This window comes from Streptomyces sp. NPDC059534 (assembly GCF_042743475.1).
Lineage (GTDB): Bacteria > Actinomycetota > Actinomycetes > Streptomycetales > Streptomycetaceae > Streptomyces.
Genome location: NZ_JBHWAQ010000033.1, coordinates 60,541 through 81,618, shown reverse-complemented (window position 1 = coordinate 81,618; position 21,078 = coordinate 60,541). Strand labels below are relative to the sequence as shown.

At 74.2% G+C, this 21,078-nt stretch carries 18 protein-coding genes, 2 tRNA genes and 1 pseudogene; 3 read left to right on the top strand and 18 right to left on the bottom strand.

Features of this window, described 5'->3' with window-relative positions; all coding sequences use genetic code 11:
* Window positions 1–49: 49 nt before the first annotated feature.
* Window positions 50–123: transfer RNA gene (locus tag ACFVZH_RS31340), tRNA-Lys, on the top strand.
* A 43-nt stretch (window positions 124–166) separates the two neighbouring features.
* Here the strand turns inward: ACFVZH_RS31340 and ACFVZH_RS31335 are convergent.
* The 5 genes and pseudogenes from ACFVZH_RS31335 to ACFVZH_RS31315 all read right to left on the bottom strand — a co-directional run.
* Window positions 167–829 (bottom strand): response regulator, encoded by a 663-nt coding sequence (locus ACFVZH_RS31335; protein WP_384902589.1) that lies wholly within the window; start codon window positions 827–829, stop codon window positions 167–169.
* Window positions 760–2,064, bottom strand: coding sequence for a sensor histidine kinase (locus tag ACFVZH_RS31330; protein WP_384902587.1), 1,305 nt, complete (start codon window positions 2,062–2,064; stop codon window positions 760–762). The genes ACFVZH_RS31335 and ACFVZH_RS31330 overlap by 70 nt, the downstream gene beginning before the upstream one ends.
* 105 nt (window positions 2,065–2,169) lie before the next feature.
* Window positions 2,170–3,828, bottom strand: a complete 1,659-nt coding sequence (locus ACFVZH_RS31325; RefSeq protein ID WP_384902586.1) for an AMP-binding protein — start codon at window positions 3,826–3,828, stop codon at window positions 2,170–2,172.
* Between the two features lie 57 nt (window positions 3,829–3,885).
* A complete protein-coding gene (locus ACFVZH_RS31320) occupies window positions 3,886–4,479 on the bottom strand; it encodes a lytic polysaccharide monooxygenase (RefSeq protein ID WP_384902597.1) in 594 nt (197 codons plus the stop codon).
* A 151-nt stretch (window positions 4,480–4,630) separates the two neighbouring features.
* Window positions 4,631–6,022: pseudogene (locus ACFVZH_RS31315) on the bottom strand (SPFH domain-containing protein); the annotation flags it as partial.
* On the opposite strand from ACFVZH_RS31315, the gene ACFVZH_RS31310 reads away from it, so the two are divergent.
* Window positions 5,907–6,719 (top strand): hypothetical protein, encoded by an 813-nt coding sequence (locus tag ACFVZH_RS31310; RefSeq protein WP_384902600.1) that lies wholly within the window; start codon window positions 5,907–5,909, stop codon window positions 6,717–6,719. The pseudogene ACFVZH_RS31315 and the gene ACFVZH_RS31310 sit on opposite strands and share 116 nt — an antisense overlap.
* 841 nt (window positions 6,720–7,560) lie before the next feature.
* Here the strand turns inward: ACFVZH_RS31310 and ACFVZH_RS31305 are convergent.
* The gene (locus ACFVZH_RS31305; protein WP_384902583.1) at window positions 7,561–8,916 is read right to left on the bottom strand and encodes a peptidoglycan-binding protein; all 1,356 of its coding nucleotides are present in this window, start codon (window positions 8,914–8,916) and stop codon (window positions 7,561–7,563) included.
* Between the two features lie 183 nt (window positions 8,917–9,099).
* Between ACFVZH_RS31305 and ACFVZH_RS31300 the strand changes: the two genes are divergently transcribed.
* Window positions 9,100–9,173, top strand: a tRNA-Lys gene (locus ACFVZH_RS31300).
* A 354-nt stretch (window positions 9,174–9,527) separates the two neighbouring features.
* On the opposite strand, the gene ACFVZH_RS31295 is transcribed toward ACFVZH_RS31300, so the two are convergent.
* The 12 genes from ACFVZH_RS31295 to ACFVZH_RS31240 form a co-directional block, all read right to left on the bottom strand.
* Window positions 9,528–10,208: a class F sortase gene (locus ACFVZH_RS31295; RefSeq protein ID WP_384902582.1), complete on the bottom strand. Its 681-nt coding sequence runs from the start codon at window positions 10,206–10,208 to the stop codon at window positions 9,528–9,530.
* Window positions 10,205–10,819, bottom strand: coding sequence for a hypothetical protein (locus tag ACFVZH_RS31290; RefSeq protein ID WP_384902581.1), 615 nt, complete (start codon window positions 10,817–10,819; stop codon window positions 10,205–10,207). Before ACFVZH_RS31290 ends, ACFVZH_RS31295 begins: the two co-directional genes overlap by 4 nt.
* A 73-nt stretch (window positions 10,820–10,892) precedes the next feature.
* Window positions 10,893–11,672 (bottom strand): HAD-IIA family hydrolase, encoded by a 780-nt coding sequence (locus ACFVZH_RS31285; protein WP_384902579.1) that lies wholly within the window; start codon window positions 11,670–11,672, stop codon window positions 10,893–10,895.
* A gap of 80 nt (window positions 11,673–11,752) precedes the next feature.
* Entirely contained in the window at window positions 11,753–13,291 is a 1,539-nt protein-coding gene (locus tag ACFVZH_RS31280; protein ID WP_384902577.1) for an alkaline phosphatase family protein, read from the bottom strand.
* Window positions 13,292–13,423: 132 nt separating this feature from the next.
* On the bottom strand, window positions 13,424–14,491 hold the full coding sequence (locus tag ACFVZH_RS31275; RefSeq protein WP_384902575.1) for a 2-aminoethylphosphonate ABC transporter substrate-binding protein: 1,068 nt from the start codon (window positions 14,489–14,491) through the stop codon (window positions 13,424–13,426).
* A 122-nt stretch (window positions 14,492–14,613) separates the two neighbouring features.
* Window positions 14,614–15,411, bottom strand: a complete 798-nt coding sequence (locus tag ACFVZH_RS31270; RefSeq protein WP_384902574.1) for an ABC transporter permease — start codon at window positions 15,409–15,411, stop codon at window positions 14,614–14,616.
* Window positions 15,398–16,291, bottom strand: coding sequence for a 2-aminoethylphosphonate ABC transporter permease subunit (locus ACFVZH_RS31265; RefSeq protein ID WP_384902572.1), 894 nt, complete (start codon window positions 16,289–16,291; stop codon window positions 15,398–15,400). Before ACFVZH_RS31265 ends, ACFVZH_RS31270 begins: the two co-directional genes overlap by 14 nt.
* Window positions 16,284–17,336, bottom strand: a complete 1,053-nt coding sequence (locus ACFVZH_RS31260; RefSeq protein WP_384902570.1) for an ABC transporter ATP-binding protein — start codon at window positions 17,334–17,336, stop codon at window positions 16,284–16,286. Before ACFVZH_RS31260 ends, ACFVZH_RS31265 begins: the two co-directional genes overlap by 8 nt.
* Entirely contained in the window at window positions 17,333–18,073 is a 741-nt protein-coding gene (locus ACFVZH_RS31255; RefSeq protein ID WP_384902569.1) for a phosphonatase-like hydrolase, read from the bottom strand. The genes ACFVZH_RS31260 and ACFVZH_RS31255 overlap by 4 nt, the downstream gene beginning before the upstream one ends.
* A gap of 5 nt (window positions 18,074–18,078) precedes the next feature.
* Entirely contained in the window at window positions 18,079–19,215 is a 1,137-nt protein-coding gene (locus ACFVZH_RS31250) for a TIGR03364 family FAD-dependent oxidoreductase (protein WP_384902567.1), read from the bottom strand.
* Window positions 19,216–19,329: 114 nt separating this feature from the next.
* Window positions 19,330–20,088, bottom strand: a complete 759-nt coding sequence (locus ACFVZH_RS31245) for a GntR family transcriptional regulator (protein WP_384902565.1) — start codon at window positions 20,086–20,088, stop codon at window positions 19,330–19,332.
* 51 nt (window positions 20,089–20,139) lie between these two features.
* The gene (locus ACFVZH_RS31240; RefSeq protein ID WP_384902563.1) at window positions 20,140–21,048 is read right to left on the bottom strand and encodes a hypothetical protein; all 909 of its coding nucleotides are present in this window, start codon (window positions 21,046–21,048) and stop codon (window positions 20,140–20,142) included.
* Between the last annotated feature and the right edge of the window lie 30 nt (window positions 21,049–21,078).

The window sequence follows — 21,078 nt, the reverse complement described above, 5'->3', positions numbered from 1 at the left end:
GTGGTCGGAAGCACCCCGCGGGACCGGGTAGTATTTTCTCTGTCAGCAGGCGCCGCTAGCTCAGTTGGTTAGAGCAGCTGACTCTTAATCAGCGGGTCCGGGGTTCGAGTCCCTGGCGGCGCACCGACAGAGAAGACCCCCTCGCTTCGGCGAGGGGGTCTTCTTGTCATGCCCGGAGGTACGCCAGGACGGCGAGGACGCGCCGATGGGTGTCCTCGGCCGGCGGCAGGTCCAGCTTCGCCAGGATGTTGCCGATGTGCTTGCCGACGGCGGCCTCGGTCACGACCAGGCGGCGGGCGATCGCCCCGTTGGAGTGGCCCTCCGCGACCAGGCCGAGGACCTCGCGCTCGCGCGGGGTCAGCGCTTCCAGGGGGTCCCGGTGCCGGCGCAGCAGCTGCCGTACGACCTCGGGGTCGACGACCGTGCCGCCGTCCGCGACCCGGGCCAGGGCGTCCAGGAACTCCTCGACCTGCCCGACCCGGTCCTTGAGGAGGTACCCGACGCCGGTGCCGTCGCCCGCGTCGAGGAGGTCGGCGGCGTAGCTGCGCTGCACGTACTGGCTGAGGACGAGGACCGGCAGCGCGGGCCGCTCGGCGCGCAGGGCGACCGCGGCGCGCAGCCCCTCGTCCTGGAAGCCCGGCGGCATCCGGACGTCGGTGACCACGATGTCGGGGTCATGGGCGGCGACGGCCTCGCGCAGGGCGTCCGCGTCGCCGACGGCGGCGACGACCTCGTGGCCGAACCGGGCCAGGAGTCCGATCAGCCCCTCCCGGAGGAGGACGCCGTCCTCGGCGAGGACGACGCGGAGCTTGCGGGCAGTGCGGGACACGGGATCTCCACTCGCAGGACGGTCGGCCCGCCCGGCGGGCTCATGATCGTCAGTGTGCCATCGAGGACGGCGATCCGGTCGGCGAGTCCGGTGAGCCCGCTCCCCCGGGCCGGGTCCGCCGCGCCCCGCCCGTCGTCCTCGACGTCGAGCCGCAGCACGCCGTCGGCGTGCCGGGCGGTGATCGCCGCCCGGCTCGCGCCGCTGTGCTTGCCGATGTTGGCGAGCGCCTCGCAGACGGCGAAGTAGCCCGCGCTCTCGACGGACACCGGCAGCCGGGGCAGCTCGACATCGGTGTCCACGGGGACGGCCGAGCGGTCGGCGGCGTCGGCCAGGGCCGGGCCGAGCCCGTAGTCGGCCAGTACCTGCGGATGGATGTCGTGGATCAGCTCGCGCAGCTCCGTCAGGACCTGTCCGGCCTCGGCGTGGGCCTTCGCCAGCTGGTCGGCCAGCGGGCCCGGCGGGGCGTCGAGCCGGGCCAGGCCGAGCGTCATGGTCAGGGCGACCAGCCGCTGCTGGGCCCCGTCGTGGAGGTCCCGCTCGATCCGGCGGCGCTCGGCCTCGAAGGCGTCCACGAGCCGGGCCCGGGACGCGATGACCTCGCCGATCCGGCCGTCCCGCCCGTCGGACTCGCGCGGCGCGAGCAGCGCCCGGGCGAGGGCGGCGCGGGCCCCGGCGACGGCGGCGAGCGGGTAGGCCAGCGCCACGAGCAGGACGGCGCCGATCAGCGCGGCGGCGAACGCCTCCGGATAGGAGGTGACCAGGTACGCCTTGACCACCTTGGTCTCCGCGCCGTCCGCGGCCAGCCGGAACGGCGCGCTCAGCAGCGCGACGGGCAGCCCCACCCCGACCGCGAGCACGAGCAGGTCCAGCGGCCACAGCACCACGGCGAGCAGCAGTCCGTACGCGAGCTCCCGCCAGGTGGCCTGCTCCCCCACCCGGACCCGGAGCCACGCGGCGAGCCCCGGCGCGGCGGGGACCCGGTGCGGGTCGGGCGCCGGGTCCCGGTCCACCAGCCGGAGCCGCCACCGCTCGATGCCGCCGAGGGCGGGGCCGGACAGCAGGAGCAGCGGCAGCCCCACCGCGAACAGCGAGAACACCGCGAGCACCAGGAACAGCAGGCACACCGCGGCCCCCACGATCCCCCCGCTCGCCAGGTACCCCACGGACCGCCAGGGCCACGACGAGAGCGGAAAGCGCGTCCGGGTGAGTGCCTGCCGGCAGGTACGGGGTTCCATGGGCGCCCACGGTAGGCGGCGGCCGCCGGGCGGGGCCATGGGCCTGGGGGGCGTGGCGGGGGTAGGGCGGGCCCTACCCGCGACCCCGGCGTGCGTGCGCCCTTCTCAGGGGGTGCGGCCCTGCCGGGCGTACTGCTCCCGGAGGGCGGCCGTCGCGGCGGGGGTCAGCGGTTCGTAGGGGGCGGTGGGGGTGGGGCGCCACCAGACCGGGTCGGGGCAGAGGAAGGAGGCGCGGCGCAGGGCGACGCGGTGGATCTTGTTCGTGGCGGTGAGCGGGAGTTCCGGGACGACCCGGACGAAGCGGGGCGGCATCTTCGTCCCCAGGTCCGGCTGGGCGGCGAGGAAGGCGGCGAACTCCACCGGGTCGAAGTCGGCCCCGTCGCGCAGGGCGAGCGCCGCCATGACCTGGTCGCCGGAGACCGGGTCGGGGACCGCGTAGACCGCCACCCCGGCGGCCCGGTCCCAGCGGGCGAGGATGTGCTCGATCATCGCGGCCGCCAGGTTCTCGCTGTCGACCCGCAGCCGGTCGTCCGTACGGCCCGCGAAGTAGAGGAAGCCGTCGGCGTCCCGGTAGAAGAGGTCGCCCGTCCAGTACCAGCCGTCGCGCAGCCGGGCCGCCTCGGCCTCGGGGTTGCGCCAGTAGCCCTCGAAGGGCGAGCGGCCGCGGTTGACGAGCTCGCCGACGGCCTCGGAGGCGTTGAGGAGGCGGCCCGTGGGCGAGAAGCGGGCCGGCGGGCACTCCCGGCCGGTCCCGGCGTCGATCACGGCGAGGTCGTCGGCGGCCGCGGCCCGGCCGATCGCCCCCGTCGGGGTGTCCGGGGTCCGCTGGATCGCCGCACCGCCCTCGGAGGAGCCGTACCCCTCGACGAGCGGGACCCCGAAGCGCTCGCGGAAGCGGGCGGCGTCCACCGCCCCGGCCTCCGTGCCGAAGCCGAGGCGGAGCGGGTGGTCGCGGTCGTCGGGGGCGGGCGGGGTGGCGAGCAGGTACTGGACGGCCCGGCCCACGTAGGTGAAGTACGTGGCGCCGAAGCGGCGTACGTCGGGCAGGAACCGGGAGGCGGAGAAGCGGGCCCGCAGCGCCACCCCGGCGCCGGCGGCGAGCGCGGGCGCCCAGTCGGCGATCACCGCGTTGCCGTGGAACATCGGCATGCAGACGTAGTGGACGTCGTCCGGGCCGACCCCGAAGTGCCGGACGAGGGAGTCGCCGGCGGCCGCGAGCCTCCCCTGGCTGCAGAGGGCGGCCTTGGGCGCGCCCGTCGAGCCGGAGGTGAAGGAGAGCAGGAAGCGGCTGTCGGGGCGGACGGGGCCGAGGCGGGCGTCGCCGGGGCGGGCGGTCCCGTAGGGGGCGAGGAGCTCCGCGTACGCCTCGGTGTCCGTGACCAGGACGCGCACGCCCGGCAGCGGGAGCCCGTCGAGGAGGGGCAGGTGGGCGCGCTGGGTGACCAGGACGCGGCACGCGGTGTGCCGGATGTCCCGGGCGAGTTCGGCGCCGCGCCGGGTCGGGTTGATCCCGGCGACGGCGGCCCCCGCGAGGGCCGCCGCGCTGAGCCAGAGCGGGTACTCCGGTGTGTTGTCGAGCAGGACGCCGAGGTGCGGCTCGCCCCCCGGCACGGGTGGCATCAGGTCCACGAGCAGTGCGGCCCGCGCGGCGGCGCCGGCGGCGACCTGGTGGTGGGTGAGGGTGTGGTGTTCGTCCCTCAGGCCGATCCGGTGGTCGCCCCATTGGCGTCGTACGAGCTCCGCGACGGTGTCCGCACCCCTCATGGGCCGGACTGTAACTGACGTACCGTCAGAACTGAACGGCCGGGATCGGCCGACCGGTCAGAACTTGACGTCCGAGCAGGCGTAGAACGCGTTCGCGGTGTCCGCGATCGTCCACACCGCCAGGATCAGGTGACGGCCCGTCTTGCCCGCCGGGACGGTCCCGGAGTGCGAGAGGGTCGCCGGCGGCTGCTGGTTGTTGTAGGGGACGGTGAGGAACGGCTGCGGGTCGAGCGCGGCCCGGGTCAGCTTCTGACTCGGGTCCCAGCCGTTCTTGGTGATGTAGTACTTGAAGTCGGTGGTGCGGTGCCGGGCCGTGAACTGCCAGCGGAAGCTGTAGCTCTGCCCCGCGGTGAGGCTCGTCGTCGGCCAGGCGCCGCCCCGGGGGTCGTCGAGCTGGGCGAACTGCGAGAGCCCGGCCGAGCAGATCCTGCCGTCGGCGGGACCGGCGGCGGGGAATCCCTTCGGGCCCTCGACCGACTGCGGCTCCCACTGGATGGGGCCGCAGTTGGTCACGGTGCCGTTGGCGCAGAGCTTCTGGCGGCTGATCGGCGAGTCGGTGTAGCCGTGGCTTCCGGCGCTGCCGGTGCCGAGGAGGGTGACGCCGGCGACGCCGAGCGCCACCACCGCCACCCCGACTGACTTGTTGCGCATGCTGTCGCTCCAGGAGAACGTGGGGAGTTCCGTTGGGTCGTGCTGCACGCGTGCGGTCGTACGGGCCGACGGGTCGGCCCTACTGCGGGTGACTCAATTTGGTCTGGACCAAGTACCAAGGTATGGACGGAAGTTGAACCTGTCCATCCCCTCACGCACCCTCGGCCGGAGCCGTCCGGCCCGTGTAGAACGCCACCGTCAGGTCCTTGACCAGCGCCTTGCGCTCGTAGTCGTCCAGCTCCACCAGACCACGACTGGTCAGCCGGTGGACCACGTCGTCCACCGCGTCCACCACCGACGTCAGCACACTGTCCCGGTGCTTCGCGTCGATCGCCGCGATCCGCCGCCGCTGCATCGCCGCCGCGACCTCCGGGGCGTACTCGATCCTCGTCGGCTGCGCCGAGAACACGTCCACGCCGACCGGGGCGCACTCCGCCGACAGCATCCGCGTCAGCGCCTCGCCGACCGCCTCCGCGTCCCGGAGCGTCGGAGCGTCCTCGTGGAACGCGTCCGCCGGCAGCTGGGACAGCACCCGGGCCATCGCCGCCTCCACCTGCTCCCGCAGGTACTCCTCGTGCCCGTCGACCCCCAGCGCCGCCCGGACCGTGTCGCGCACCCGCCAGACCACCAGGACCACCACGTCGAGGGCCGTGCCCTTGGCGTCCACCGCCGACAGCGGCTCACTGCGCCAGTGCCGCAGCCTCACGTCCACCCGGCGGCGCAGCAGCAGCGGGCTCACCCACAGCAGACCGGTACGCCGGACCGTGCCCCGGTAGTCGCCGAACAGCGTCAGCACCCAGGCGTAGCCCACCCGGCCCCGGCCCAGACCGCCGAGCGCGAACAGCGTCGCCACGACGCCCAGCGCCAGCAGCGCCCACTGGCCGAGATGGATTCCGTGGTACGGGCGCACCGGCAGCCGCAGCATCCGCGCCGCCTCCTCGGGCACGGCCCCCGTCCACCACACGACCGCCGCGGACCCGGCGATCGCCAGCGCCCCCGCCGCCACCCCGACCCACCCGGGCAGCACCGGCCCCGGCCGCTCCACCAGACCCGGATCGGCGGTCGGCGCGGGCCGCGAACCGGACGCGGCCGCCCTCGACGTGCCGTCGGCCCCCGCCTCCTGCCCGGGCCGCGACTCCCCCGTCGACTTGGCCTGCTTGGCGTGCTTGCCCCGCTTGAGCGGCTCGCCCTGCCAGGACTGCTCGCCCTGCGGGGACTGCTCCGCCACCGCCCCGGACGACCCCGCCGCCAACACCTTCGACGGCCCCGGAATCGCGGGCCTCCCCCCGCTCTTCGACGGAACGGACGGCGCCGGGGGAACGGGCGCGGCCATCGCGACGGTGTCGGGCCCCCCGTCGTCACCCGCCGCCCCCGGCACACCGCGCTCCGGCTCGTCTCGGAACAGCAGATGCACCGGAATCGAGCCCGTGGTCTCCGCCCCGATCACGTTCTTCCGCCGCGCCACCCGCACCACGGCCGCCACCGGGACGGCCACCGCCCCGATCCCCACCCCCGCGATCCGCCCGAAGTCGGGCACACGGTCGTTCACGACGCCCTCCCGCCCCTCGCTCCGCGCCGGCCTCGTCCCCTCGGCGACGGCCGCCACCGGAACCGCCGGCGTCCCCCCGGTCCGTACGGCGGCCGCCGCGAACGCCTGCGCCGACTTACGGGTCACGGCCCCGGCCTCGAACGCCGCCGCGGTGGCCGTACGCGACTCCCCGCCCACGACCGTCGCCGCACCGGCCGGGACCCCCTCGGCCCCCACCGCCGCCCGCGCGGCCGTCGCCGACGCGCCGCCCCTCGGCACCGCCGCCTCGGTGGCGGCCGTCCCCGCCTGCGCGGCCCGCCCAGGGCCGGAACCCTCGGACGCGCCCACGCGGACACCGCCCGAGCCGCCTGCCCCACCCCCGGGAGTCCCGGCGGCAGCGACCCCGGACGCACCGGCACCCGGCCGCGCGGACTGTCCCGCCGGAACCCCCGAGCCGGGCCCGGCCGGGCCGCCGCTCGTGGGCCGTGCCGCGCCCGTGGCCGGGTCGGCCGGCGCCGACACCCCGTCCCGCACGGACGAGGCCGAGGCGCGGGCGACGGGCGACGCCGCCCCGCCCGAAACGGAACCCGTCGCCGCACCGGCCCAGACGCCGGCCGGTCGCGCCGACGCGGACTCGGCGGGGCGGGAACCCGTCGCCGTAGCGGCGGGCGCGGACCCCGGGTGGGACTGCGGGGAGTCGGCCGGACGGTGACCCACCGCCGCCGCGGAGGCGGAACCCGCAGGGTGCGCCGGCGAGGAGGGAGCGGGACGCGGGCCCGTCGCCGCGTCGGCGGAGCCGACTGCCGGGTGAGCCGACGGGGAAAGGGAATCGGTGCCGCGGGGGGTCGTCGCCGCAGCCGCGGAGACACCCGCCGGGTGAGCTGACGGGCAGTCGGCGGTCCGGGCCTCCGTGGCCGCGGCGGACGTCACCGGCGCGGCCCCCGGGGCGGTCGTGCCGCCGTCGGGCGAGGTGCCCGGCCCGGCCGGGTGTCCGTCGGGTCGGGCGGCGGCTCCCGGCGCGCCGGGGCGAGCCGGGTCCTGGCCCGGCGCCGTCGCCGGGGCGGCCGGGGATTCCGCCGGAACTCCCGGGCGGCTGCCCGGCGCCGCCGCGGCGTCGGGCGCGACGGGAGCGCCGGGGGCAACCGGCGCGACCGATACGCCGGACGCGGCGGGCGCGTCCGGCACGGTGGGGGCGCCGGACGCGACTGGTGCGTCGGAGGCGACGGCCTCGCCCGGCATGGCGGGGGCGCCGGACGCGACGGGGGCGGTCGGCATGGCGGGTGCGCCGGACGCGGAAGGCGCGACCGGCGCAGGTGTGGCAGCGGCTTCGGCCGTGGTGGGCGTCGAGGGGGGCGGGGCGGGGGTGGGGTCCGGTGGGGGTGTCGTGGGAGGTCGGGTGGTCGGGGGGATGCCGTGGGGAAGGGAGGTGCGGGGGAGGGTGCCGTCCGTGAGGCGTCTGGCCGTGCGGGCCGCGTCACGGGAAGCCGCCGCGCCGGAGTCCGCGGGGTTCGGGGTCGATGCCGTCATTCGGGGTCCACCTCATGCTCTCGGGGTCATCGGAACAAACGCCGCCAGGTCTCCGGGCCCGGGTAGCCGTCGGCCGCTCCGCCGCGCCAGCCCTGTGCCCGCTGGAACGCCTCGACGTTGCGGCGGTCCGCCTCCGACCAGCGCGGACCGGGTCCCGACAGGTAGTGCTTGCCGAAGCCCCGCTTCACCAGTTGTTTGCCCAGCTTCTCCACATATGCGTTGGATTGTCCCGAACGGAAGTAGCCACGCCCGGGAAACCCCGTCGCATTCGTGCTCGGACCGCTCGAACCACCCGATCCGCCGATGCTCCGGCCGCCGCCGGTCACGAGGAGCTTCCACGTCTCGGGCCCGGGAAGGCCGTCCGCTTCCCTGCCCTTCCAGCCCTGCGCCAGCTGGAACGCCTGGGTCGCCCGCCGGTCCGCGTCACCCCACTTCGGGCCGGGTCCCTTGCTGTAGTACTTCTTGCCGCCGCGGTCGACGAGGAGCTTGCCGAGCTGGGTGACGAACGCGTTGTTCGCGCCGGGGCCGAACATCGCCGCGCCGGGGTAGGGCGCCGGTGTCGCGGTCGCCCCGCCGCCGGTCGTACCGCCGCTGACCACGCCCTTGTAGCGGTAGGCCACGTAGCGGTCGGAGTTCTCCCAGTACGCCATGGGCGTCGCCTGCTTGCGCGTGCGCGGCTTGGTCTGCTCGTAGGCGACGTAGGAGGTGTGGGTGTAGTCGGTCCAGCCGCCGAAGATCGTGACGTGTGAGCCGCGGGTCGGGTCGGCCGGGTTGTGGAAGAGGAGGATGTCGCCGGGCTGGAGCTCGGTGCGGTCGATCCGGTCGGCGAAGCGGTCGAGGCTGCCGGTCCACTCGTTGCTGCGGAGGTTCCAGGCCATCGAGATGTAGCCGGAGCAGTCCTGGCGGTAGCCGTCCGACCAGTACTTCTCCATGGAGTACGGGACCTGTGCGGTGACCCACAGCTTGGCGCGGTTGATGATGTCGGCCCGGGTCGTCTGCCGCAGCGTGCCGGTCGAGATCTGACTGGCCGTCGGGGTGGCGGCCGTCGGGTCGGCGGGCGGGTTCGGGGCCGACGCCGGGCCGGGGGTTCCGTGCAGCGGCCCGCGCCCGCCCTGCGGGGTGTCGGGCCCCGGCCAGGCGGCGGTCGCGGGGCCGGCCGGCTCCGCCGGGCGCGGGAGGGCGGCGGCCACGCCGGCCCCGCCCCCGCCCAGGACCACTCCCGCCGCGGTCACCAGGACCAGGGCGCGGCGGGCGCCGTGCGCGGCCGGGTGGCCGCCCGACCGGACGGGCAGCCCCAACGCGAGGTCACGGCGGTGCCGGGCGCAGCCCGGGCAGCCGCAGTCGGCCGCGGGTTCGAACTCCTCGAAGACCGGCACGCTCATGCGATTCCCCTCCACACTCGTCAAGATCTTTCGACCCTTGTTTCGGGCGTCAGTGTCTCAACTGTCTGGACAAATCGCATTTTGACGGATCGAAGCCCTGATACGACCATCCGACAGGCCGGAGGCGACCGGTATTGGTCAGGAGCACACCTTCACGTCAGGTAGAGTTCTCTCTGTCAGCAGGCGCCGCTAGCTCAGTTGGTTAGAGCAGCTGACTCTTAATCAGCGGGTCCGGGGTTCGAGTCCCTGGCGGCGCACGCAGAGTCAAGGCCCCCTCACCATCGGTGAGGGGGCCTTGGTCTTTCTCCGGCCTGACTCGACACCTTCGAACTGGCGGGCGTTGCGGGCCGGTTCCCGCCGGTTGCACCAGGTCCGGGCCGGGTCGCCGTCCGTGTACGGGCCGTTGCCGCTCCTGCTGGTGTCGATCACCAAGGGCTGTCGCCGACCAGGGCCGAGGGCTCCCTGCCGTACACGACGCTCGCATCACCGTGTCCGGCTCCAGGACGACCGTGGCACACCGCGCCCCGATGCCGCGGACCACCGCGTCCACCCAGACACGACCGCCCCCCGCCCTGGCCGAGGCCGGGCGGGGGGCGTAGGGGTGTGGGGGCTCAGGTCGCCGAGGGGGTGGAGCCCGTGAGGTAGGCGGAGACGACGACGTTGGCCGTGTAGGTGCCGGCGGCGCGGTCGAAGGTGCCGCCGCAGGTGATGAGGCGGAGTTCGGCGCGGTGCGGGTCGCGGGCGCCGTAGACCCTGGTCGGGTCGAAGTGCTCGCGGGGGAAGACCTGGACGTCGTCGACGGTGAACTCGGCGACGGAACCGTCCGTCCGGGTGACGAGGACCTTGGCACCGGGGCGGGCCGCGCTCAGGCCGTAGAAGACGGCCGGCCGGCTCTCGGTGTCGACGTGGCCGACGAGGAGCGCGGCGCCGGCCGCGCCCGGGCGGGTGCCGGGGCCGAACCAGCCCACCGTGTGCGGCATCGCGAAGGGCGGCGGGTCGATGGCTCCCGTGTCGTCGAGACCGCGGGAGACGACCGGCGCGGCGATGCCGAGGGAGGGGATCTCCACCCGCCGGGGTTCGACGGCCGCGAGGGGGTCGCGGGCCGGGGGCAGGGCCACGCCGAGCGGACGGCCGACCGCGGCGATGTCGCCGGTGGTCGGCGCCGAGCTGCCCCCGGGGCCCTCGGTGACCTCGCGGCCCCAGAGCCAGAGGCCGAGCAGCAGCAGGGCCCAGGCCACGCCGGTGACGAGTCGCCCGGTGCCCGCCGGGCGGGTGCCGGACGGCACCGTCACTCCGCGCCCGTGGCCGTACCGGAGCCGGCGGCGCGGCGGCGGGAGCTGCGGAAGGCGACCGCGACGGCGGCGATCGCGGCCATGCCCAGGCCGAGCAGGGTGTACGGGGTGCCGAGGCCGCTGTCGCCGGTGGTCTGGGCGACGCCGGGGGCCGCGGGCGCGGCGAAGGCGGCGGTGCCGCCACCGCCCGCGCGGACCGGGGCGACCGGGCTCGGGTGGTGGGTCGGCTTGTGGGTCGGCTTGTGGGTCGGCTGTTCGTGGCGGACCTGCACGGTGCCGACGTCCGGGTGGTCGTGGCCGTCGCAGGTCACGCTGACCTTGTACGTGCCGTCCTCGAGGCCGGACCGGACGGTGGTGTCGCCGAAGAGCGGGTTCCTGCCGCTGTCACGGCCGGTGAGCTCGGCGTCGGCGACGAACGCCGGGGACTTGGCGGCACCGGTGGTGCCCTTGCAGCCCTCGACGCGGACGTCGATGTCGGCGCCGGGCGAAGCGGTGGACGGGGTGACGGTGGCCTTCACCCCGTCGTGGGCGTACGCGCTGCCGGCCGTGGGTGCCAGCACGAGTACGAGGGCCGCCCCTGCGGCACGGAGAGCAATGGGACCTGAACGCATCGTGACCTCCTGATACTGGCAGGGTCACCCGGATCGGCGCTTCTCGCATCCGCAGGGGACGGCCCGGGGGCCGTCACACGCGGCCGACGATGTCCGCGATCGAGTCGACGATCTTCGACGGGCGGAACGGGAAGCGGTCGATCTCCGCCTGCGTCGTCAGACCGGTGAGCACCAGGAAGGTCTGCATGCCCGCCTCCAGGCCGGCCAGGATGTCGGTGTCCATCCGGTCGCCGATCATGGCGCTGGACTCGGAGTGGGCGCCGATCGCGTTGAGCCCGGTGCGCATCATGAGCGGGTTCGGCTTGCCCGCGAAGTACGGCTCCTTGCCCGTGGCCTTCGTGATGAGCGCGGCGACGGAGCCGGTCGCGGGGAGCGGGCCCTCCAGGGACGGGCCGGTTTCGTCGGGGTTGGTGCAGATGAAGCGGGCGCCGGCGTTGATCAGGCGGACGGCCTTGGTCATCGCCTCGAAGGAGTACGTCCGGGTCTCGCCGAGGACCACGTAGTCCGGGGCGTGGTCGGTCAGGACGTAGCCGATGTCGTGCAGCGCGGTGGTGAGGCCGGCCTCGCCGATGACGTACGCGGTGCCGCCGGGGCGCTGGTCGTCGAGGAACTTGGCGGTGGCGAGGGCCGAGGTCCAGATGTTCTCGACGGGGACTTCGAGGCCCATCCGCGCGAGGCGGGCGTGCAGATCGCGGGCCGTGTACATCGAGTTGTTGGTGAGGACCAGGAAGGGCTTCCCGGTCTCCCGCAGCTTCTTGATGAACGCGTCGGCGCCGGGGATCGGCACGCCCTCGTGGATGAGGACGCCGTCCATGTCGGTCAGCCAGGATTCGATCGGCTTGCGCTCTGCCATGGGTGCGGGACTCCTGCCGTACAGACGTGCGGTGTGCTGGGGACGCCGCGACAGCGCTGTGGCGACGTCCCCAAGCCTAGTCAGGAAGCCGTGATCTTCACCCCGTCGATCGTCCAGTACCAGTTGTTGGCGCCGGTGTAGCGGAAGCGGAAGCCGACGGTGGAGGCACCGGCGGGGACGTTCACCGTGACCGTCTGCGGCTGGGACAGGACGTCGGCGGTGTAGCTGCGCACGACGGTCGGGGTGCCGCCGTTGAAGCTCGCCAGGACCTGCGCGGTCTGGGCGCCCTCCTGGCGGTAGAGGGTGGTGAAGTCGAGCGTCACCGTGGACGCGCCGGCGACGCCGTACGCGGGGGTGACCAGGGTCGAGTCGTACGTGCCGGAGAAGGTCTTGTCGGCCCACTCGTCGGAGTCGGCGACGGCGAAGACGCCGCGGGCCCGGACGTTGAGCTCGCGGGACTGGTCGCGCTGGGACCGGGACCAGAACTCGTCGGTCGCGAAGGACCAGCCGCGCCACTCGGCCATGCCGCCGGTGCCCATGGCGTTGTTGATGACGGACCAGCCGCTGGGCGCGGTGTGGGTGAAGCCGAGGATCCCGGCGGGGATGCCGGTCTCGTCGACGCGGCCGGCGAGCGTCCCGTAGAGGGTGTCGAAGGGGTCGGCGGAGCGGAGCTGGACGGGCTTGCCGTCGAGGCCCCAGGCCGGGTCGGGGACGATGCCGAGCTGGTGGAAGACGGTGGCGGCGACGTCGACGAGCCGGGTGTCGATCGGGCGGGCGCCGGCGGCGATGCCCGGGCCCTGGGCGAGGACGAAGGTGCGCCGCTCCTCGATGGTGGAGCCGCCGTGGCCGCCTCCGTCGGTGTGGCCGTGGTCGGTGGCGACGATGACCGTCCACCGCTCCGTGGCGTACGCCGGGCGGGCCTTGATCGCGGCGAGCAGCCGGCCGAGGTAGGCGTCCTGGACGTCGATGGCGTCGAGGTACCTGGGGCTGGCGGCGCCGTGGTTGTGGCCGATCTCGTCGGTCTCGCCGAAGTAGACGAAGAGGACGTCGGGGTTCTGGTTGCGCAGGACGTCCTCGGTGATGTCGGTGATGAGGAGGTCGTTGACGGCGTAGTCGTTGTCGTAGACGAGCTTGGCGTCGGCGCCGGGCGTGACGGTGCCGTGGGTGTCGAGCTCGGGCCAGTCGACGGCGGCGAACAGCGACAGCTCGGGCCGGACCTGGTGGAGGCGGGCGAGGAAGCCGGGGTACCGGCCGTAGTTCTTGCCCGTGAAGGTGTTGTCCTTCACGCCGTGCTTGTCGGGCCACACGCCGGTGGAGATCGTCGACCAGCCGGGGCCGGAGGAGGTCGCCGCCATCGGGTTGGCGTAGAGCAGCGAGCGCCCGTAGGTGCCGTTCGCCATCAGGGACTTGAGGGTGGGCGCCTTGGCGGCGTCGATCCGGTCGTACCGCAGGCCGTCCATGCCGACGACCAGCACCTTGTCCTTGCTGGTGCCGTTCGGGAGTGTCGGCGCGGCGGCCGCCGCGGCCGCGGGGGCGGTGGCGAGCCCGGTCGCGGCGAGGGCGGCGGTGGCGCCCGCGGCGGCGAGCACGGTGCGGCGGGGGATGCCGGTGATCGGCATGTCGGAGTCCTCCGTGGAAGTCCGTGGAAAGGGTCTGGGCACGGCAACGCCCCTGATTTCTCAGGGGCGTTGGTCCGTACCCGTTATCTTTCCGCAACACGTGGAGGTGTTCCAGGGTCGTACGGTGAACTCTTAGCTTCCGGTCGCGGACTTCCACGCGTCGACGTACGCCGACAGGTTCTTGTCGATGTCGGACCAGTCCGGCTCGAAGACCTCGACGCCCGCCATCAGCCGGGCGAGCTCGATGGCGTTGGCGTCGGTCGGCTTGACGTCCTTGCGGGCCGGGAAGCCGCCGCCGATGGCGCTGACCTCGCGCTGGGCCTTCTCGGCGAGCATGAAGTCGAGGAGCTTCCTGCCGTTGTCGCCGTGCGGGGCCTTGTTCACCAGGCCGGCGGCGTAGGGCAGCGCGAAGGTGGTGGGCTTGCCGCCGTCCTTGGCCGGGAACCAGATGCCCAGGTTCGGCATGGACTTGGCCTGGGCGAAGTTCATCTGGACGTCGCCGTTGGCGACGAGGAGTTCGCCCTTGTCCGTCTTGGGGGCGAGCTTGGAGGTGGAGGAGGACGGGCCGACGTTGTTGGCCTGGAGCTTCTTCAGATAGGCCATGGCCGGCTCCTGGCCGCCGAAGTCGTGCATCGCCTTGATGAGGACGGCGGTGCCGTCGCCCGCGACGCCCGGGGTCGAGTACTGGAGCCTGTTCTTGTACTTGGCGTCGAGCAGCTCCTCCCAGGTCCGGGGCGCGGCCGGCAGCTCCTTCTTGTTGTGGACGAAGCCGAAGTAGTTGTTGACGACGGAGATCCACGTGCCGTCGGCGGCCTTGTCGCCGCCGTCGACCTGGTCGGCGCCCTTGGGGGTGTACGCCTGGAGCAGGCCCTTGGAGCCGGCCTGCTGGATGAAGGGCGGCAGGGTCACGATGACGTCGGCCTGGGTGTTGCTCTTCTCGCGGAGGGCGCGCTGCACCATCTCGCCCGAGCCGCCCTCGACGTACTTCACCTTGATGCCGGTCTCCTTCTCGAAGTCGGCGAAGACCTTGTCGTACCAGCCGTCGCCCGCCTCGCCCTTGAGGCCGTCGGCGCTGTAGACGGTGACGACCTTCTCGTCGGAGGCGGCGGAGGAGCCGCCGCACGCGGTGAGGGTGGAGGCGAGGGCGAGCGCGCCGGCGACGGCGGCGACCGGCTTGACGATCGTGGACGAGGTACGCATAACGTCGTTCTCTCCTGAGGGAATGGCCTGAGGGAATGGCCTGAGGGTGCCTGGAGGGTGTGCCTGGAGGATGTCTCCGAGGGGCGTGCCTCGGGACGCGCCCGGGGACCTGCCCGGGGGACTTACCGGTAGGACGCTTTGGTGCGGATACGGGAGACGGCGAGCAGGACCAGCAGGGTCGCGGCCATGAGGATCACGGCGAGCGCCGAGCCGGTGAACAGGGAGCCCCGGTCGGTGGCGGTGAAGATGCGGACCGGCAGCGGTGTCCAGTCCGGCGGGTAGAGCATCATCGTGGCGCTCAGCTCGCCCATGGACAGGGCGAAGCAGAGCCCGGCGGCCGCGTTCAGGGACGGCAGCAGCAGCGGCAGCCGCACCCGGAACAGGACGTACGAGGGGCGGGCGCCGAGGCTTGCCGCCGCCTGCTCGTACATCGGGTCCAGGCGCCGGATCGCGGCCGAGACCGACTGGTGGGCGAAGGCGGTGACGAGCACGGTGTGCGCGAGGATCACGATCCAGCGGGTGCCGTTGAGGAGCATCGGCGGCTGCGAGAAGGCGACGAGGACGGCGAGCCCGACGACCACCGACGGCACCGCGACCGGCAGCATGAACAGCGCGTCGACGATCCTCCTGGCGCGCTTGCCGAGCGCGGCCGCGGCGAGCGCGGCCCAGGTGCCGGCGGTCAGCGCGACCACGCTGGCGGTGACGGCGGTGATCAGGCTGGTGGTCAGCGCCTGGAGGGACTCTCCCCGGACGGCGGCCGTGTAGTGCGCGGTGGTGGGGCCGGAGGGGAAGGCGCCGGACCAGTGGGTGGAGAACGAGGCGGCGACGATCACGAGCAGGGGCAGGGCGAAGAGCGGGACGAAGAGGACCGCGAAACCGGCCCACGCCGTCCAGCGGCCCGTACGGCTATGCACCAGCACGGCGGCCGACCCCCCGGTAGAGGACGTAGAGGCCCACGGACAGGGCGACGTTGACGACGGCGACGACACAGGCGGCGGCGTAGTCCGATTCGAGGATCGCCTTGCCGTACACGAGCATCGGGAGCGTGGTGACGCCCTTGGCGCCGGTGAACAGGACGATCCCGAACTCGTTGAGGCACATGACCAGGACGAGGCTGCCGCCGGCGGCCAGCGCGGGCAGCGCCTCGGGCAGGATCACCTGCCGGACGATCCGCAGCGGCCGGGCGCCGAGCGAGGACGCCACCTCCAGCTGGGCGGTCTCCATCTGCGAGAACGCGGCCAGGAGCGGGCGCATCACGAACGGGGTGAAGTACGTGATCTCGGCGAGCAGCACGCCCCACGGCGTGCTCAGGAACCGGAACGGGCCGCTCGCGTCGCCGGTGACGTCCGTCCAGACCCCGTTCGCCATGCCCGCGGTGCCGTAGAGGAACAGCAGCGCCAGCGTGATCAGGAAGGACGGGAAGGAGAGGAAGACGTCGATGAACCTCGACACCGCCTTCGCGCCGGGGAACGGCACGAACGCGATCACGAGCGCGAGGACGAAGCCGAGGACCAGGCAGCCGACGGTCGACGCGACCGCGAGCCACACCGTGGTGACGAGCGCGTCGCGGAAGGCCCCGGAGGCGAGGACCTCGGCGTACGCGCCGGGGGCGAGGGACTCCCGCACGACCAGCGCGAGCGGGTAGAGGAAGACGAGCCCGAGGACGGCGACGGGCGGCAGCGCCCAGACCCAGGCGGGGAGGGCCGCCTGGGCGGGCAGGCGTTCCGCCGGGGCGGCGGGGGCGGGTGCGGCCCCCGGCGCCGGGGGCCGTTCCATGAGACCGGCGGCACGTTCAGCCATGCCCCACCCCGGATGCCAGCAGCACCGCGTCCTCCGGCGCGAAGTGCACGGTCACCTCCGCACCGAGCGGCGGTGTCTCCCGCAGCTCGCGGACGTCCGCCTTCACCCGGTGCCCGCCGACCTCCACGTACAGCCGGTGGGTGGACCCGCGCCACTGGACCTCGGCGATCCGGCCCCGCAGGGCGTTCGGGCCGTCGCCGAGGCCGACGAGGTGGGGGCGTACGCAGAGGGTGGCGGCGGCGCCGGGCGCGGCGCCGGGGGCCGCCACCGTCAGCCCGGTCCCGTCGAAGGTCACGCCGTCCGTGCCCACCGTCACCGGCAGCAGGTTCGCGTTGCCGACGAACGAGGCGGTGAACTCGGTCCGGGGGCGGCGGTAGAGGTCCTGCGGGGTGCCGCAGTCCTGGAGCCGGGCCTTGTCCATGACGGCGATCCGGTCGGCGAGGGTGAGCGCCTCGACCTGGTCGTGGGTGACGTACAGGATCGACACGTCCGGCAGTTCGCGGTGGAGACGGGCGAGTTCGGCGAGCATGCCGGAGCGCAGCTGGGCGTCGAGGGCGGAGAGCGGTTCGTCGAGGAGGAGGACCCCGGGCCGGATGGCGAGGGCGCGGGCGATGGCGACGCGCTGCTGCTGGCCGCCGGAGAGCTCCCGGGGGTAGCGCCGGGCGTAGGCGGCCATGCCGGTCATCTCCAGGGCCTCGGCGACCCGGGCCGGGATCTCGGCCTTCGGCGTCCTGCGGGCCTTCAGCCCGAAGGCGACGTTGGCGTCGACCCGCAGATGCGGGAAGAGGGCGTACTGCTGGACGACCATGCCGATGCCCCGCTTGTACGGCGGGAGGCCGGTGACGTCGCGGTCGCCGAGGAACACCCGCCCGGAGACCGGCCGGACGAAGCCGGCGACGGCCCGCAGCGCGGTGGTCTTGCCGGAGCCGGACGGCCCGAGGAGGGCCATGACCTCGCCGGGTTCGACGGTCAGGTCGAGGGAGTCGAGGACGGTGGTGGAGCCGTACGCGACGGTGACGCCGTCGAAGCGGATCCCGCTGCTCATGCCTCGTACTCCCGTATCAGGCGCGGGAGTTCCGCGACCGAGGCGAGGACGCGGGTGGCGCCGTGCCGGGTGAGCGCGGGCTCGTCGTGGGCCCCGGTGAGGACGCCCGCGACGATCCCGGCACCGGCGCGGACGCCGGAGAGCATGTCGTACGAGGTGTCGCCCGCGACCACGACCTGGCGGACGTCGTCGACGGCGCCGGTGCGGAGGAAGGCGGCGAGGACCATGTCCGGGTAGGGGCGTCCCCGGCCGCCGGCGTCGGCCGGGCAGAGGGTGAGCCCGACCAGGTCCCGCCAGCCGAGGGCGTCGAGGATGGCGTCCTGGGTGACGCGGGCGAAGCCGGTGGTGAGGACGACGGTCCTGCCCTGTTCGGCGAGGGCGGCGACGGTCTCGGCGGCGCCGGGGAGCGGGGAGATCCGGCCGTCGGCGACGAGTTCCCCGTACGCCTCCTCGAAGGCGAGGTTGGCCTGCCGGGCGCGCTGCTCGTCGCCGCCGAGGAGATGGCGGAAGACGGAGATCTTCGACTCGCCCATGGTGGCGCGGACATGGCCGATCATCGCGGCCGGGTCCTCGCCGAGGCGTTCGGCGGCGACGGTGAACGCCTGCTCGACGAGGCCGTCGTCGGCGACGGTCGTACCCGCCATGTCGAGGACGACCAGGTTCATCGGGGCCGTCGGGGCGATACGGGCCGCGGGGGCCGTGGAGGTGGTGGGGGTCGTGGGGGTCGTGGGGGTCATGCGGTTCACCAGCCCAGTTCGTTCGCGGTCGTCTCGGCGATGGCGGGCGAGCAGGTCATGCCGCGCCCGCCGGGTCCGGTCACCAGCCACACGCCGTCGCCGACCCGCTGGCGGTGCACGACGCGGGTGGTGTCGACGCACTGCGCGTACACCCCGGCCCAGCGGCGCCGGATCTTCGGCAGCGGGCGGCCGAGGAAGGACTCGACGACGCGGGTGAGGTGCTCGTAGGGGTCTTCGAGGGTGTCGAAGGCGAAGGGGTGCTCGTACTCGTGGGTGTCGCCGATGGTCAGTCCGCCGTCGAGCCGCTGCACCATGAGGAGCTGCATCCGGTGGGCGGCGGCGGTCGGGTCCTGCGGCTGCCCGGCGGCGAGGGCGTCGAGCGCGCCGGAGGCGTACGCCGGGTAATAGCGGAAGGAGTCCGCGTCGGCGACGGACGTGGTGAGCGGCTCGCCGAGGGGTGCGGTCTGCATCATCTGGAGCCGGACGCGGCGGACCGGTATCTCGCCGGCGATCTCGCGGACGAGGCCGGAGAGCCAGGCGCCGGTGCACAGGACGACGGCGTCGCCGGTGTGGGTCTCGCCGCGGTCGTCCCGGACCCCGCTGTGCCCGTTGCCGTTGGCCGCGAGGACGTCCCGGACCTCGCGGTTCGGCAGGAAGGTGTACCTGCCGGTGGCCAGGAGGGCCTCGCGGAGGGCGAGTTGGGCGAGGCGGGGCTCGACGGCGGCGTCCCGCTCGCACCACAGGGCGGCCTCGAAGTCGCCGCGCAGGGCGGGGTTGACCGCGCGGGCCTCCTCGGCGGTCAGCAGCTTGTAGCCGCGGGCGGCGGCGTCGGGGCGGGCGACGGCGGCCTCGGCGACGGCGCGTTCGAGCGCGTTCCGCACGGGGGTCAGCGAGCCGATGGCCCGGAAGCCGAGCCCCGGGACGCGGGCGCCGATGCCCTCCCACAGTTCGCGGGCGCGCAGGGCGGTGTCGAGCTCCTCCCCGCCGGCGCGGCCGCTCACCCAGATCTGGCCGAAGTTGCGGAGGGACGCCCCGCGCGCCTCGGCCTCGCGCTCGATGTGTACGACCTCGTGGCCGCGTTCCACTGCGTGCCAGGCGTGCATGGTTCCCACCACGCCGGCTCCTACGACGATCACCTTCATGGCCGAAACGGTCGTGCGGGTGGGTGACCCGGGAGGATCGGGCGGGCGACGGGACGGTGAACGGACCGACAAGCTTGGACCAGACCCGTTACCATTCCGTGATTTACTCCTCCGTCACCTCTGCTGCCCCAGATGGGCGGTGAAGCTGAAGCGGTCGCCCCGGTAGAGGGTGCGCACCCGCTCCAGGGGCCGGCCCGCGGTGTCCCGGGAGACGCGGTGGAGCAGCAGCATCGGCAGGGCCGGCGGCGTCCCGATCAGCAGCGCCTCGCGCGGGGTCGCGAGCACCGTCTCGATGCGCTCGTCGGCGTCGCCGAACGCGATGCCGAGGCGGTCGTGGAGGTAGGCGTAGAAGGACGAGTCCGGGTCGAACCCGGTGTCCAGGTCCGGGACGCGGGCCTCGGAGACGTACGTGCTCTCCAGGCCGACCCGCTCGTCGTCGGCGAGCAGCACCCGCTCCATGTGCCAGACGGGCTCGCCGCGTTCGGCGCCGACCTCGGGGGCGAGCGCCTCCGGGCAGGGGAAGCGGTCGAGCGAGATCAGGCTGCGGCCGGGTCGGCGGCCCTGCCGGCGCACGCCCTCCGTGTAGCTGGCGAGCGACAGGGGCTGTTCGAGCTTGGGGCCGGCGACGACCGTCCCCCGGCCCTGGCGCCGCAGCCGCCCCTCCAGGAGGAGTTCGCGCAGCGCCTGCCGCACGGTCTCGCGGGACACCTCGTACCGGACGGCGAGGTCGCGCTCGGTCGGCAGCGGTCCGCCCTCGCCCAACTCGTCCACGAGCAGGGTCAGTTTCGCCTTGACCGCGTAGTACTTGGGTACGCGGCCGTGCTCGGGGATGCCGGAACGGACGGGGGCGCCGGGGCTGTTCTGGTAGTTCACGGGAGGGATGGTCGCAGACGGGTGTGAACGGGAGGGTGTACGGGACGTGGCTCAGCGGTGCCGGGACCGCCGGGCGGCCCGGACGAGGAGCGCGCCCAGGAGCACGAGGGCCGCGGCGCACGGGGCGAGCAGCAGGACGACGTCCCGGTCGGACCCCCGTCCCGTACGGGCGAGTTCCCCGCCGGGCGTGAGGACGTCGGGGGCCCTGGGGTCCCCGACGCCGGGCCGGACGGCCGGGGGGGCGGTCTTCTTCCCCGGCACCACGGGCAGGCCGGGTGTGTCGGGTGTGTCGGGTCCGGTGGACTCGACGGGTCCGGTGGGCACGGGTCCGGTGGGCACGGGTCCGGTGGGCACGGGTCCGGCGGGCACGGGTCCGGCGGGACCCACGGTCAGCCGGTAGTCGCCGGACTCGCCGATCCAGTCGCCGTCCGCGCCCCGGCGCTGGACGACCGCCGCGTTCACGACGACCTCGTCGGGGGCCGTGTCCGCGCCGAACGCCAGCCGTACGGGGACGCTGACGGTCCCGCCCGCGGGCACCGCGAAGCCGCCGAAGTCCGAAAACGCGCCCACGCTCTCCGCCTCCTCGGTCGCCTCGAAGGCCACCGGCCGCCAGCGCGCCGACCCGGCGTCGTAGAACTCGAAGCGGATCTGCGCGGGCCGCAGGGCGCGCTCGCCGTCCGTGAACACGAGCACGGGATGGATCCCCGAGCAGGACGCGTCCGTGGTGTTGGTCAGGTCGAGCTTCCACTCCTGGAACGGCCCGCCCGCCGGATACTCGGCCGGTCCCCCGTGGATCCGCGTGTCGATCGGGAACCCGGTGTCGGGGGCGGCCCCGCAGGCCGGGGCGGGGGGCGGATCGGGGGCGGGGGCGCCGAGCGCCGGGGACGCCAGGGTGAGGAGCACCGCCGTCGTGGCCGCCGCGGTCGCGGCCCGGGCGGTGCGCGGGGGAGTCGATGCCATGGGCGGGGCCTCCGCTGCTCTCGGGCGGTA